The sequence below is a fragment of the Nitrosopumilus sp. S6 genome (assembly GCF_054515815.1).
In genome coordinates, this window is sequence record NZ_JBTNRI010000010.1 from 1 (window position 1) to 14485 (window position 14485).

General features: G+C 34.7%; 18 protein-coding genes and 1 tRNA gene. 15 read left to right on the plus strand and 4 right to left on the minus strand.

Features of this window, described 5'->3' with window-relative positions:
• Positions 1 to 1224 (minus strand): NOP5/NOP56 family protein (locus tag ACX12B_RS07265; protein ID WP_459353361.1); only part of this gene is annotated, 1224 nt, incomplete at its 3' end.
• 85 nt (positions 1225 to 1309) lie between these two features.
• Between ACX12B_RS07265 and ACX12B_RS07270 the strand changes: the two genes are divergently transcribed.
• The 11 genes from ACX12B_RS07270 to ACX12B_RS07320 all read left to right on the plus strand — a co-directional run bounded on the left by ACX12B_RS07270 (position 1310) and on the right by ACX12B_RS07320 (position 9907).
• Positions 1310 to 2221: a dihydroorotate dehydrogenase gene (locus ACX12B_RS07270; RefSeq protein WP_459353362.1), complete on the plus strand. Its 912-nt coding sequence runs from the start codon at positions 1310 to 1312 to the stop codon at positions 2219 to 2221.
• Entirely contained in the window at positions 2205 to 3017 is an 813-nt protein-coding gene (locus tag ACX12B_RS07275) for a dihydroorotate dehydrogenase electron transfer subunit (RefSeq protein ID WP_459353363.1), read from the plus strand. Before ACX12B_RS07270 ends, ACX12B_RS07275 begins: the two co-directional genes overlap by 17 nt.
• A gap of 51 nt (positions 3018 to 3068) precedes the next feature.
• Complete coding sequence (locus ACX12B_RS07280; protein ID WP_459353415.1) at positions 3069 to 4793, plus strand: B12-binding domain-containing radical SAM protein; 1725 nt, start codon at positions 3069 to 3071, stop codon at positions 4791 to 4793.
• A gap of 40 nt (positions 4794 to 4833) precedes the next feature.
• Positions 4834 to 5016, plus strand: a complete 183-nt coding sequence (locus ACX12B_RS07285) for a 30S ribosomal protein S30e (RefSeq protein WP_012215770.1) — start codon at positions 4834 to 4836, stop codon at positions 5014 to 5016.
• Between the two features lie 83 nt (positions 5017 to 5099).
• Positions 5100 to 6293, plus strand: a complete 1194-nt coding sequence (gene radA, locus ACX12B_RS07290; protein ID WP_459353364.1) for a DNA repair and recombination protein RadA — start codon at positions 5100 to 5102, stop codon at positions 6291 to 6293.
• Between the two features lie 73 nt (positions 6294 to 6366).
• Positions 6367 to 7422 (plus strand): 23S rRNA (adenine(2503)-C(2))-methyltransferase RlmN, encoded by a 1056-nt coding sequence (gene rlmN / locus ACX12B_RS07295; protein WP_459353365.1) that lies wholly within the window; start codon positions 6367 to 6369, stop codon positions 7420 to 7422.
• A gap of 57 nt (positions 7423 to 7479) precedes the next feature.
• Positions 7480 to 7779, plus strand: coding sequence for a 50S ribosomal protein L21 (locus ACX12B_RS07300; RefSeq protein WP_459353366.1), 300 nt, complete (start codon positions 7480 to 7482; stop codon positions 7777 to 7779).
• A gap of 2 nt (positions 7780 to 7781) precedes the next feature.
• Positions 7782 to 8108, plus strand: coding sequence for an RNA polymerase Rpb4 (locus ACX12B_RS07305; RefSeq protein ID WP_459353367.1), 327 nt, complete (start codon positions 7782 to 7784; stop codon positions 8106 to 8108).
• A gap of 20 nt (positions 8109 to 8128) precedes the next feature.
• A complete protein-coding gene (locus tag ACX12B_RS07310) occupies positions 8129 to 8695 on the plus strand; it encodes a DUF655 domain-containing protein (RefSeq protein WP_459353368.1) in 567 nt (188 codons plus the stop codon).
• Positions 8692 to 9396: a ribosomal RNA small subunit methyltransferase A gene (locus ACX12B_RS07315; RefSeq protein WP_459353369.1), complete on the plus strand. Its 705-nt coding sequence runs from the start codon at positions 8692 to 8694 to the stop codon at positions 9394 to 9396. Before ACX12B_RS07310 ends, ACX12B_RS07315 begins: the two co-directional genes overlap by 4 nt.
• Positions 9371 to 9907 (plus strand): HemK2/MTQ2 family protein methyltransferase, encoded by a 537-nt coding sequence (locus tag ACX12B_RS07320; protein ID WP_459353370.1) that lies wholly within the window; start codon positions 9371 to 9373, stop codon positions 9905 to 9907. Before ACX12B_RS07315 ends, ACX12B_RS07320 begins: the two co-directional genes overlap by 26 nt.
• Here ACX12B_RS07320 and ACX12B_RS07325 read toward each other — a convergent pair whose 3' ends face one another.
• Complete coding sequence (locus tag ACX12B_RS07325) at positions 9908 to 10939, minus strand: isocitrate/isopropylmalate dehydrogenase family protein (RefSeq protein WP_459353371.1); 1032 nt, start codon at positions 10937 to 10939, stop codon at positions 9908 to 9910.
• A gap of 110 nt (positions 10940 to 11049) precedes the next feature.
• Here ACX12B_RS07325 and ACX12B_RS07330 point away from each other — a divergent pair, with 110 nt between their 5' ends.
• From ACX12B_RS07330 to ACX12B_RS07345, 4 genes are all read left to right on the plus strand, one after another.
• The gene (locus tag ACX12B_RS07330) at positions 11050 to 11808 is read left to right on the plus strand and encodes a metallophosphoesterase family protein (protein ID WP_459353372.1); all 759 of its coding nucleotides are present in this window, start codon (positions 11050 to 11052) and stop codon (positions 11806 to 11808) included.
• A gap of 56 nt (positions 11809 to 11864) precedes the next feature.
• Positions 11865 to 11951, plus strand: a tRNA-Ser gene (locus ACX12B_RS07335).
• A 35-nt stretch (positions 11952 to 11986) separates the two neighbouring features.
• A complete protein-coding gene (locus ACX12B_RS07340; protein WP_014963771.1) occupies positions 11987 to 12148 on the plus strand; it encodes a hypothetical protein in 162 nt (53 codons plus the stop codon).
• Positions 12149 to 12221: 73 nt separating this feature from the next.
• Complete coding sequence (locus ACX12B_RS07345) at positions 12222 to 12392, plus strand: hypothetical protein (protein ID WP_459353373.1); 171 nt, start codon at positions 12222 to 12224, stop codon at positions 12390 to 12392.
• Here the strand turns inward: ACX12B_RS07345 and ACX12B_RS07350 are convergent.
• Both ACX12B_RS07350 and ACX12B_RS07355 read right to left on the minus strand, forming a co-directional pair.
• Positions 12389 to 13207: a SirB1 family protein gene (locus ACX12B_RS07350; protein ID WP_459353374.1), complete on the minus strand. Its 819-nt coding sequence runs from the start codon at positions 13205 to 13207 to the stop codon at positions 12389 to 12391. The two genes, ACX12B_RS07345 and ACX12B_RS07350, sit on opposite strands and share 4 nt — an antisense overlap.
• A 3-nt stretch (positions 13208 to 13210) precedes the next feature.
• The gene (locus ACX12B_RS07355; RefSeq protein WP_459353375.1) at positions 13211 to 14407 is read right to left on the minus strand and encodes a hypothetical protein; all 1197 of its coding nucleotides are present in this window, start codon (positions 14405 to 14407) and stop codon (positions 13211 to 13213) included.
• Positions 14408 to 14485: the final 78 nt, after the last annotated feature.

The window sequence follows — 14485 nt, forward strand, 5'->3', positions numbered from 1 at the left end:
TCCACCTCTGTCATCTCTACGTCCACCTCTGTCATCTCTACGTCCGCGATTATCTCTGAAATTGCCTCCATCTCGTCTAAATGACTCTGGTCTTCTGATGTCTTTTTCAGTTGGGTTTTCGTATTTCTTACCAATTTCATCAACTCTGATATTGAGTTTTTCAAGTAGTGTGTTGTTTAGGCCCTCTCCATAGACATCAACTCTAGCTGCAATGACTGCTTTTGCAGCAATAGCACGTGCAATTTTTCCTCTTTGCCATCTGGGTGCTGCATGAACCATTGCATGTTGGAATAATAGTCCGTGTTTTGGTGGTTGAGAACCAGTTTTCAATGATCTAAACAATGCCTTTTCTGCTCCAAGAACTTGAATTGTACTTGCTGGAAGTGATGCTAATCTCTTAAGACTGCCAGCTCTTCCCAAAATTCTAGCACCTACTGCAGTACCAAGTATTGCAGAAAGATTTGGTGCAATAGTTTGCATTTCTGATTCAATATGTTCTTCAAGTTTTTTACGTAAATCATGAAAATCTAAAATTTGTTTTGCAATTGATTGAACAATTGTAAGATTTACGTCAGAGATATCTCCACCTCTACTTTTTGTAGAAATTAATGATAGCATCTCAACTTTTGATTCTGGAAAACCTGCATCCTCAAAAACTTGTTTTGTTAATGATTCACGTTTTCCAGCCAAAACAATTTGTGCATATCCGTTAATACTATCAATAATATTATCTAGTTCAGGAAAATGTAATCCATACCATTCTCTTAATCTAGAACTTAAGGCATTTGCAATTTTATCAATTTCATCTAGTGAATTAATTGCTTGTATAATGTGAAGATCTGGACTTTCTGAAATCTCTGTAACTTTTGAAGATGATAATCCTAAAGCAAATTCTCTTAATTTTCCTAATGCATCTTGAGGATTAGATGCAAAACCTGAATCTACAATAATTTGTGGTTTTGATGATTGAATTATTTCTAGTTTTGAATCATCCATTATTTGAGAATCGATATTATTTTTTTTCAAAATAGCAAGTAATGATTCATCACTTACTGCAACACCTCTCTGAATTGAAATTAGATAATTAATGAGTTCATTTAGTTTTGATTCTTTATTTTTCACTAAAAGATATTCTTTTACTGAATTTGAGAAAGGAAATGCCTTTTCGAGTTTACCGTCATTGAAAACTGAGATTCCCAATTCTGTTAAAATCACAGAATACATGTCTAGTTCAATCTAAATCACCTTTAAAAAAGGTACTAGAATCACAAATCAACTGTTATATTCGAAACTGCCTTCATTAATCAAAGTGGAGCCCAATCTTGCAACTTCCATAGGCCCAATTCAATTAGATAGACCTGTTATGCTAGCCTCTGGAATTTTAGGGATTTCATTAGATGTCTTTAATCGTCTTTATCGCTCAGGAGCAGGAGCTGTTGTTACAAAATCACTTAGCACAGAACCTTGGGAAGGATATCCAAATCCAACTATCTTTAGTGTAAAAGGTGGTGGTTGGATTAATGCTGTAGGACTATCGAATCCTGGCGCAGAAAATTTTGCAAAAATGATTGAACCAAACAAAGATGTACCAATTGTTGTAAGTCTTGTAGGTTCAGTTCCTGAAGATTTTGCAAAAATGATAAAAGAATTTGAAAATTGTAAAGTTACTGCATATGAGTTGAATCTATCTTGTCCTCATGTGGCAAAAGTTGGATTAGAGGTAGGAGATGATCCAGAACTAGTAAAGAAAATTGTTACTACTGTTAAAAATTCCACAAATGTGCCTGTTATTGCCAAAGTTGGTTTAGGAACTACACATTATCTCAATACGGTAGGTACTGCAATTGAATCTGGAATTGATGCGATTACTGCTATTAACACAGTTAGAGCAATGGCAATTGATGTTGAAACTCAACGTCCTATTTTGAGTAATAAATTTGGAGGTCTATCTGGTACACCGATTAAACCAATTGCATTAAGATGTGTCTATGAAATATCTTCCAAATATAACATTCCAATTATTGGATGTGGCGGAATTTCTACTTGGGAAGATGCAGTAGAGTTTTTCTTGGCAGGAGCTTCATCTGTACAACTTGGTAGTGCAATAGGTGATAATTGGATAGATGTGTTTAATGAAATCAATACTGGAATATCACAATATATGGAGAAAAAAAACTATTCAAAAATTGAGGAGATGATTGGACTTGCAAAGAAATCATAATCATACAACAATTGTTACAATTGAAAAAGTAATTGATGAAACACCTACTGTTAGAACTTTGGTTTTCTCTGATGATGTAATGTCAGACGTTCTTCCAGGACAATTTGCAATGGTTTGGATTCCAGGAATTAATGAATTGCCAATGAGTGTTATGATTTCAGATGAATCCGGTAAAGCTGCATTTACTGTTAGAAAACATGGAGCCGCCTCTACAGGTTTGTTTAATGTTAAAGTGGGCGAGCAAATTGGAATTCGCGGTCCTTATGGAAATTCTTTTGACTTGAAAGAGGGAAAACTCTTGTTCGTTGGTGGCGGAACTGGTCTTGTTCCAATGATGCGATTACTTAGACATGTAAAACCTACAGATGATGTTACTGTATTGATTGGTGCAAAATCTAAAGACGAAGTATTTTTTGAAGATTTGGCAAACAAACTTTTGGCAAACAATCCCCACAAAGTAATCGTATCCACTGATGATGGAAGCTATGGTGAAAAAGGCTTTGTCACTGATTTAGTTGAAAAACATGTAGACCAAACCAAATTTGATGGAGTCTATGTTTGTGGGCCTGAAATAATGATGTACAAAACTGTTCAATCTGCTCATTCTAGGGGAATTTTTGTTCAGGCAAGTCTTGAGAGAATGATGAAATGTGGTGTTGGAATCTGTGGCAGCTGCTGTGTAGGGGAAGATCTTGTATGTAAGGATGGAACTGTTTTTGATGGTCAACACCTGTCTCAAAACAAGGAATTTGGTAAATTTCACAGAAACAAGGCTGGAATTTTGGAAAATTATTAGATTTGACCAGCAAGGTTTAAAATAAATCATAAAATTAATTTCGTGAAGGGAATGGGAACTCCAAAGATTGTTTTAACAGCTGATCGTACATTAATGTCTCCGTACAGGGGATTATCTCTTGCTACGTTTTTTGGGTGTGCTCCGGCTATTGACCCTAATAGAGACCCAAAGAGCTTTTGGTACAAGATTCTTGGAAAACAAGTAACTCCAAAGATTCTGTTTGATTTTATCTGTAACTATATTCCACACACAAATGGTGTTGCAAATTATGCTCCATACGGTTTGAGAAAACTTGAAGCTGGTTTACTGAGAGATGGATTTAGCAGACAAGATGTAGTTGTTGCACATCCAGACCACATTGAAAAATTCATTGGACCTGAAACTCTAGTTGTTGGAACATATGAGATGGACCCACTTGGAATGGGACCAGTTACTATGACATTTACTTATGGTAGAAAACAAACATCATACGATGAATATTACAATACTGAATTACATCATAGAATTAAAGCTGCAAAAGCAAAAACTGGAAGTAAAGCCAAAGTAATATCTGGCGCATCTGGAACTTGGCAATACAACTATGATCCAGCAAAAATTGAAGAGTTTGGAATTTATGCAATCTTAGAAGGTGAGCTTGGAGGTATTGCACCTGAAATTGATGGACATGCAGGACGATTCTTTAACTATTTGATTAACGGTGACTTTGAAAATATGGATCCTTTCAGAAAGAGAAGTGATTTCAAAGTTAACATTAAAGAATTTGAGAGAAACGGCAAAAAAATTCATGGAAGATTTGTCAATTTCTGGGACAGACCTGATTTAGAAGAAATCCCAGACATTGTAGAACCAAGTATGCACGGAATGATTGAAGTTATGAGAGGTTGTGGAAGAGGATGTAAGTTCTGTGATGTAACATTAAGATCATTGAGATATTATTCTCCAGAAAAAGTCAAAAAAGAAATTGAAGTTAACATAAAGAAAGGTGGTTCAAAATCTGCCTGGGTTCACAGTGATGATATTTTCGTTTATGGAATGGATCCTAGAACTGCAAAAGGAATGGAACCAAACAGAGAAGCACTAGAAGAATTATTCACTGCAATCATGTCTACTGGAGTTGAACACACAAACCCAACACATGGTACATTGGCAGGTGCAATTGCTGATGAAAAATTAATTCCAAACCTATCTAAAATTATGAAAGCCGGACCTGATAACATGATTGGTGTTCAGGCTGGATTTGAGACTGGAAGTTTGAGATTAATTGGAAAATATGCTGATAGAAAACTTGCACCATACTCTCCTGATGAATGGCATTGGGTTGTAAAAGAAGGTGTAAAGACCTTAAACCAAGATTACTGGATTCCAGCATTTACTCTGATTATGGGTCTTGATAATGATGAACAACCAGAAGATTCATGGGAAACAATCCGTTTAATCAGTGAATTAGAACGCGAACAACCTGAATCCATGTTTACAACAACAGCCTTGACATTTGTCCCAATTGGATTATTAGAAAAATCTGACTTCTTTAACATTGGTAATGAAATGACTCCTGCACAACTAGGTGTTCTTTACAAGACATGGCAACACAATTTCAAATATGGTATTCAAAAATTCATGACTAGAACTGGTTCTAAAGGTCCTCAGAGATACTTTTTCAATGCAATTGCACGTTCTCTTGGTGGTGTTCCATTAGGTGCTATGGAGAGATATGCTCGCAAGAAGGGTCGTGAACACGAACACGTCATTGAGACTGTAAAGAACAAGTACAGATAAAATTCCAAATACATAAATTCGTTAATTTGTGATATAGACTATGGCAACTCACGGTTCGCTTACCAAAGCAGGAAAAGTAAGAGGACAAACTCCAAAGGTAGAAGGACGTAAAATTGTAGGTACTAACTCTAGTCTTAGGAATAAAAGTAATTTTAAAAAGAGATTTGTCTTAGGTAGATTCCCAGGCCAAAATAAACCTGGACAAAGAAGAAAGAGACGCTAGTCAATTTTCTCTAAAATTTTATCCCTTTGCGATCATTTTCTAAAACAATACTCTTATAAAGTACTGGTACCGTACCATACGGTATGGTAGAAGATTTAAGATTAGATAGTTTAGAGGGCGTAGGTCCTGTAACAACTAGAAAATTATCCGATGCAGGTGTCCACAACGTCATGGACCTCATCGTCAGGGGTCCTGTAGAAATTGCAGAAATAACTGGGATGGAAAAGGATACTGCTGAAAAAATTGTCAATAAAGCACGTCAACATCTAGTTGATGGCGGATTAATTGCTAAACACTTTACAAGTGCAAGTGAAATTTACAAGCACCGTCAAAGTATTGGTAAAATTACAACTGGTACAAACTGTCTTGACACACTATTTGATGGTGGTATTGAGACACAAGCCTTGACCGAAGTTTATGGAGAATTTGGTTGTGGTAAAACCCAATTTGCCCATACAATGTCTGTAATGGTTCAAAAATCAAAAGAAGAAGGTGGTCTTGAAGGCAGTGTTTTGTACATTGACACTGAAAACACTTTCAGACCTGAAAGAATTGTATCAATCGCTCAAGCTCATGAAATGGATCCTGAAAAAGTTCTAGATAACATCATTGTTGCACGTGCATACAACAGTGCACATCAAGTATTGATTCTAGAAGAGGCTGGTCCAATTATTGAAGAAAACAATGTAAAACTAATTGTCGCAGATTCTGCAGTTGGATTGTTCCGTTCTGAATATCTTGGAAGAGGAACTCTATCCACCAGACAACAAAAACTAAATCACTTTGTTCATTTGTTGTCTAGAATTGCAGAAACATACAACTGTGCTGCAATTGCAACAAACCAAGTTATGGCATCACCTGATGTCTTCTTTGGCGACCCCACTCGTCCAATTGGCGGAAATGTAGTTGCACATACTAGTACCTACAGAATATACTTTAAGAAATCTGGCAAGAAAAGAATTGCTCGAATGGTAGACAGCCCTCACCATCCTGAGGAAGAAGTAATCTTTGCTCTTGGTGAAGCAGGTGTTATTGATCCTGAAGATGCTGAGAAAAAGACCAAAAAAACTACCAAAAAAGCAACTAAAGCAACCACAAAAAAGACAAAAGAGTCTGAAGTGGAAGCAACAGTAGATACTCCAGAAGAATCTATAGAAACCCCTGAAATAGAGGCAACTACTGAAACACCAGAAGTTGAAACTACCCTAGAGGTAGAAACTGTGGAAGCACCTCTAGTAGATGCTGAAACAGATGATTCAGAACCTGTAGAAGAGTAACTTTACTCTTTTTCTCTTTTCATTTTTCTGATATTGATTAAATTATAGTATCATTTGATTAACTACGTTAATCATGACAGATCTTTATCGATTACTTCCTGAAGAGATGGAGCAACTTGTAATTGATATGGGATACGATAGATATCGAGCAGACCAAATTTTACTTCCATTGTATTATAAATTCCCAAAAGACATCAATGACATTCCTCAACTTCCAAAGAAATTACGTGAAGACCTAACTGAAGCAGGATACACTATTGGTTCTGCAAAAGAAATTCATCGTGTAGTAAGTGAAGATGGCGATACTACCAAACTACTATTACAATTATCTAATGATTCTGCAGTTGAAACAGTTCTAATGCAATATGAACCAACAAAGATTGGTGGTCATCCAAGATCAACTATTTGTGTTTCAACCCAAATTGGATGTGCAATGGGTTGTGTGTTTTGTGCAACTGGACAAATGGGTTTTGAAACAAATCTAAAAGCAGAACATATTGTATCTCAAGTAATTCATTTTGCTGAACTTTTAGAGCAACGTGGTGAGCATGTTACAAACTTGGTATTTATGGGAATGGGCGAACCAATGGCAAACTATGATGAGATGATTCGTGCTGTAAAAATTTTAACCCATGATCGAGGTTTTGGATTGGGTCAAAGACACATTACAATTTCTACTATTGGAATTGCATCTGGAATTGAAAAATTAGCTGAAGAAAATCTTCAGATTGGTCTTGCTATATCTTTACATGCTCCAAATAATGAATTGCGAAAAAAACTTGTTCCAACTGCTGGACCAAATTCTGTTGAAGATATTATAGAATCTGGAAGAAAATATTTCAAGAAAACCGGACGACGTGTTACTTTTGAATATGCATTAATGGAAGGAATTAATGACTCTCCAGAAATTGCAAAAGAACTAGCTAAACTTTTGAAAGGAAATGGTTCTCATGTCAATATCATCCCAATCAATCCCACTGCAGGTGATTTTAAGCGACCATCTGAGGAAAATGTCTTAGAATTTGAACGTGTTTTGCTAAAATCTGGTGTAAATTGCACAGTTCGTGTAGAAAAAGGCACCGAGATCTCAGCTGCTTGTGGGCAGCTTAGAACCGATATTATTGGCTAATCCTAGTAGGACCCTGTTCTAAGTCTTAAAATAGGGCTTTTCAAGGTTTTACACTACATGGCAACTAAGAAATCTTCTGGTCGTTCACATGGATTCAAACACAAATCCAGATCAGTTATGAAGAAAAAGTCTCCTAGAGGCGTTTCATTCCTATTACGTGAATACCAAGAAGGTCAACAAGCACTTGTCATCATTGATCCTAGACAGCACAAAGGATTACCTCACAGAAGATACCATGGTAAAGTCGGTATGATTACTAATGTAGGAAGACGTGCTATCACACTAGATGTAAAATTAGGAGAAAAATCGAAAACCTTAATCACTAGATTGGATCACATAAAACCATTCGGTGTATAATTATGGAAGAAGTACAAAAGAAACAAGCTATTTCTCTTTCAGAAGTTAAAGAAATCTTAGGCAAAGTTGATCCTGAAGAAATGGATCAAATTCAACGTTGGACCTATGATTATGTTTCAAAATTTGTAGCACTTGATCCTAAAGATGCAAAAGAGATGAAGAAAAAACTCATCAAAGAATGTGAATTAACAGAAGATGAAGCTGTTGAAATTGTTAACATTAGACCAACAAGTATGGCAGAATTACGTTCTTTTACCTTTGGTTGGAAAAAATTAATTCTTGCTGAAACTCTAGAAAAAATGCTCAATATAATCAAGGAGCATTCTTAATTTCTTAGGAGTATTTTATTTTGTACAGGGCACAAAACCCACCTAGAAAATATGAGGAATATGCATACGTTCTAGATTTTAATCCTCGAGGAAAATCGTCTACTGTAAGAGGAAGGGAAGGAATAATCATTACTGCAATTGGCGAAGATAGATTAACACTTTTGGAAATTCTTGGAATTGCAAATTCTACATTTGAAGTCGGTGAGAAAATTTACATCGGAAAAGAAGGTAGAACCAAAGTTCAATCAGTATTAGGTAAGATGGAATATGAAAAAATCTCGTCAACTGCTCAAACTGAATTACAAAATGTTGTAGAAACCATTGTAACTGAAAATGAATCAAAATTTGTAGAATATCTAAACAAGGCACAACCACTAACACCTAGAATTCACGCATTAGAATTGATTCCAGGAATTGGTAAAACCTACATGAAAACAATGCTTGAAGAACGAGAAAAGAAACTATTTGAAAGCTATGCGGACTTGCAAGAACGAGTTGGATTCAAAGAGCCAATCAAACACATCACAGAGCGAATCATGGATGAAATTACTGGTGAAAGTAGAATGAATCTCTTTGTAAAGAGATGATAAAGCGAAAACTACTCGGACAACACTTTCTCAACTCAAAATCAATTGCAGAATCTATTGTATCTGAGGCTAAAATAACAAAAAATGATGTTGTATTTGAGATTGGAACTGGATTGGGGGTTTTAACTCCACTACTATGCAAAAGGGCAAAAAAAGTCATCTCAGTTGATGCTGATGAGAATCTAATCAAAAAAGCCAGAACCCTATTTTCAGATATTGAGAATCTTGTCTTAAAATCAGGTGATGGTTTTAAGAAAAAAGATTCTTTTTCTGTTTTTGTATCTAATTTACCTTATTCTAAGAGTAAATATGCTATTGAATGGTTGGCTCAGTGTTCATTTTCTCATGGTGTGATTATGGTCCAAAAAGAGTTTGCAGAAAAACTTGTTGCAAAATCAAAAAACCGCAAAGCCATAAGCATTATTGCTACTCATGCATTTGACATAGAAAAAATATCTAATGTGGGAAAGAATAATTTTTCCCCTCCTCCAAAAGTTGATTCTGTGATCTTGAAAATAACAAAGAAAACTAATATGGATAAAAAACTAATTACAACAATAAATGAAATATTTTCATACAGACGAAAGACCGTAAAAAATATTCTAAAACAATTTGGACAAGACTCTAAAATTGAGAAACGTGTTGATAATTTAACAGGAGATGAAATAGTAAATCTTGCAAAACAAATTATCAAAAAATGATGAATATCCTCCATCTGAGGATACTTTTTTTATTGCAAACAACATTGAAAACGAAAAAGGAGAATATGCATTAGATATTGGGAGTGGTTCGGGATATCTTACAAAATTACTTTCTGAGAATTTTACTCTGGTTGTTGGAACTGACATTAATTGTGATGTACTGCAACATCAGAGCTCGTATAAAACACAGAATTTGATTTGTTGTAATGGTTCAGATGCACTAAAGATAAAATTTGATTTTATTGTGTGTAATTTACCCTACTTGGCGACTGATGAGATTTTGGATATTGCTACTGATGGTGGCTCTGAAGGATTTGAAATTCCAAAAAAAATTTTTGATTCAGCAAAAAACAATTTAAAAGAAAATGGCAAATTTGTGTTTGTCACTTCTTCTCTTTCAAACTATGAAAAACTCATAGATTACGCACAAAAACTAGGCTTGAAAACACGAATTATGGCAAAAAAGAAACTTTTCTTTGAAGAATTGATTCTTGTAGAGGCAATAAACTGACTATTTTCTTAGCTTTTCTTTTGCATATGTAATTATTGCATCAGTCATTTGTGTTGTGGATGCATCACCACCAATATCCCATGTCACTGCTTTTCCTTCATTGATTACCTGTTCTGTTGCTGCAAAAATTGCATCTCTGACATCTCTTTCACCCATATAGTCTGCCATCCAAGCTCCTGATAGAACAGTTGCAGTTGGATTAACTTTGTTTTGTCCTGCAAATTGTGGTGCACTACCATGAGCTGCTTCAAACATTGCATAATTGTCTCCAATGTTTGCAGAGTAAATTAATCCAATTGAACCTACTAGTGCTGATGCAAGTTCAGAAATAATATCCATAAACAAATTGGTACTAACTAATACTGAACCATTAAACTGTTCAGTTGCAATTACCATTTGTTGTGCCATGTTATCAATGTAAATTTCAGACAATTCAATCCCTGTTCCTTCAACTGATTTTTGTGCTTCATCCCAAAAAATCCCATCAGTTTGTTTTAGGATGTTTCTTTTTGTAATGGCAACCATCTTTTTCATATTGAATTTGTTTGCCCAATCTACTGCTGAGTCAAGTAATCTTCTACTCCCCTGCCTTGTAATTTTTCTAATTGCAATTGCTGCATCATCTGTAATTTTTGCCTCTACTCCTGTGTAAAGTCCCTCAGTTGCCTCTCTAAAACAAACACAATCAAGTTTTCTATCTGGAGTTAATCTATCATAAGTTTTTGTTGGTCTGATATTTGCATAAAGATCAAATTTCTGTCTTAGAGTTACTGCCACACTTCTAGGTGCACCTGGAACTGGAATTGTAGTAGTTGGACCTTTAAAGCAACAGTCTGCTTCTTCTAGAATCTTCATGGTTGCATCTGGGATATATGATGCATCTTTTCTGCCATTTCTGTCCCATTGCTCAGAACCTGCCTCACATAGAATCAGTTCTGATTGAAAATTACATTCTTTGAGAACCATAAGCATTGAATCTACAACTTCAGGTCCAATACCATCTCCTTTCATTACTGCAGCTTTTTTGCTCAAAACTGCAATTTTTTGAAGAGTTTATTATTTAATTCTACCTTGTTTGAAAATGATTTCTACATATTATCTATAGAGATGATTTAATAGCTATTTTTTTAAAATAAACTTTAATGAAAATAGTTCAAATCTCTGATCTTCATGTTGGTTCGCAATTCTTAGAGGAAAAATTCAATGTACTAGTTGATGAAATTAACGGGTTGAACCCTGATGTAATTGTAATTACTGGTGATTTAACAAATGAAGGATTGATGAAAGAATATGAAGAATGTAAATCTCTATTAGAAAAGTTTAACACAAAAAAAATTATTGCAATTAGTGGAAATCATGATTATCGAAATACTGGTTATCTATTATTCAAAAAATTCTTTCCATTTCAAACTGTAAATGAATTGAGTGACGATGTTGTTTTAGTAACTGTAGGAACTGCAAGACCTGACCGAAATGAAGGTGAAGTTGGATACAGACAAAATCTTTGGCTTGAGAGAACCATGAAAAAATACAAAGATAAGGTAAAGATTGTTGCAATGCATCATCATCTAATTGCAATTCCTGATACTGGTTCTGATCAACTAACTGTAGTTGATGCTGGTGATGTCTTACGTACTGTACTTGATTCCAAAGTTGATGTTGTTTTGTGTGGTCACAAACATAGACCTTGGGCTTGGAATTTTAGGACATTAACTGTTGTAAATGCTGGCACTGCTACTTCTGAACGAGTTCGTGGATTGTTTGAAAACACATACAATATTTTGACAATTGAAAATAAAAAAGTCCAAGTTGACCTAAAAATTGTAGGTGGAAAACGTGTACCTATTGATGAAATTGTGAATAATTACAGCCAATTTCATGATGAACTAGACAACGTTTAATCAAAAATTCTATCCAAAGTTTGACTTATTTACAGATTAATTCTAGCCATCTTTGTGCGGGGATCGCCTAGCCTGGTAGGGCGTGGGATTGCTAATCCCATGTCCGCAAGGACACGGGGGTTCAAATCCCCCTCCCCGCGCCATTAAAACTTAATAGACCGATTCGGGAGGTTTTTTCATGGGTCGAAGAAAAACTCAAAAAATTATCCGTACAGGTCCTAAAAATGCAACAACTGGAATGTGTCCTGTTTGTAAAACAATTGGTAAAATTTTCATCCTAGGCTCTCCTGGTGAGGAGCGTGCAAAGTGTGAAAAATGCCGTCAAGAATTTGAATTATAGTCCAAAAAGCTAACCTGCCCATCAAATTATTTACCCATAACTTTTTAAGACAATTTTTTCTTGATAGATAATCATGAGTTCAGAAGCTGAAACCATCTATGAACGAGTTGCAAAACTTGAAGATGAAATTGCATTACTCAGAAGTGAAGTCGACATCCTCAAAAGAGCATTGAGAAATAAAATTGCCCGTCATGAAATCTCAATGATCAAGAGTGGAAGAGACATAGATTCTATTATTGATTAATTTTTTGTCTTTATACTTCTAATCAATTCTAAAATAAAATCTACATCTTCTGCATTTGGATTAATCTCCAAATATTTATTCAAATATTTTAACGCATTATCATAATTTAGTAATCTTTCTTCTAGTATCCCTTTGTCTCTAATATCTTCAGGTGATTCTGGATCAATTGCCAAAACCATGTTAACACAACGAAGTGCTTTTTCATAAACAAATGATTGTACATAAGAATTCTTCAAGTTACGAGTCATTCTTAGTAGAATTTGTTCAGGTTCTATCTCATCTAGAAATTCTGGTTTGAATTCTATTTCTCCTCCATAATTTGTGTCCAGAATTTCTTGCAAGTCATCAATGTCTAATAATCGTCCGTCATAGAATGGATCTAGTATCATCTCTTCGTTATATTTTACCAAGATGTGACTTGGAAATCCTACAATTTTGAGATCTAATCCTATGAATTTTGCAACTTCTGCATAAATAATTGAAATTGTAATTGGAAGCCCTGTCTTTTTATCTATTACCTCATTTAGAAAATTATTTTTTGGATTGTAATAATCATCATCGTCTCCACTATACCCTAGATTCTCAAAGAGATGCTCGTTTAACATTGAGATCAAATATGTGGGATTTTTGACATCACTGACTGACTCTTTGAGGGACATTCCAATTTTGGTGATTTTTTCTATGTATTTTTCAATGTCTAGATCTGGGTATTCTAGAATCTGTGCAAATTTGAGACATTTTTCAACTAGATTGAAATTTGGATTTTTTACAAATGAAAACCATTCTGCAACAAATGGATCAAACTCTTTTTCCAATTATTACTGACTCAACTTGTCAAGGTATAGTTGAGGATCCTTGAGTTCCCTGGTATTTGGAGGAATTTCTATAATTTTCTTGAAGGTATTTGAGCCTAGTTTTTCGTATATTGCTTTAGTAAAGTCTTTGCCCATACTCTTTCTTACCTGATATGATGAAAAGTCTGTTCCCATGAATGTGGTCAGATAATTTTGAAAGTCTTGATCATCTTTTAGGATATTTTCAATTGCAAATCCTGCCATGCCTTCCATTGCAGTAAATGCTGCATGGTGATGCTGTATTGGTGCAAGCCATCTTTTGTAAATGTCTAATAGTTGTGGGATTGCTTCTTTGATTTTAGGATCCATCTCTACATGTGTAAATGTCATGACATCAGGTCCAATTTGTTCAATTAAGAAATGATCTGGATTCAAAAAGAAAAATAAATTTGCTCTTTTAGCAAATGGAAAGTCATCTGGTACTGTTTGTAATTGACAGTATTCTGCTAACATGTTAACCGTTTCTGTATCTAGTTCTAGAATAATTCTGGCCAATTCTTCATTAATTTTATTTACCTGCATTGCAGCTTCTTTGTTCATCTTGTGCAGTTTTTCCTGTGTAGAGTGGATTAGTTCCTCTAACACTGCCATCTTTATTCCTCCTGTATATCCAGAGTTTACCTTTTCAAATCTTGATTCGTATGGCTCTCCTTGTTTGTGTAACATGATTTGTGGATAACGTGACAAGATGAATCTATTCAGATAGATTGTTCCATCAAGATAATCTCCATAGGTTGTAGTAATTTTTGAAATATATTGAATTGCATAAGTAGAATACACCAAATACTTTGCAGTATCTTGCTTCATTAGTTCTGCAATCTTTGTGTTGTCTTCTTTTGCAACTGCATTAAATAATTCTCTTACAAACTCTTTTGATTCAGCATCTGCAAAAACTTTTTCACCTTTAAGTCGTTTTAGGTCTTCAAGTTCTGGAAACTCAAATTCTAAATCATTTGATACTTCAATTCCAAGAAAATCTTTGATTTTTTCTTTGAATTGAGGTACTATTTCCTTTGTAATCTCTTCAATATCTTTGAACTTTACTTTTCCTTCCAAGTCCTCTTTGGCCTTAATTGCTAGGCTTGAAATCTCTTTTTCCTCATCAATTTCTACTGATAATTGACCAAAAAGTGCTTCTGCAAATTCCTCAAACTCTCCCATTTTCAAATAGAATCTCGAATTACTACATTTAACATTATCTTGGTTTTACATCAAAGAAATATAGTTTGTAAGAATTAA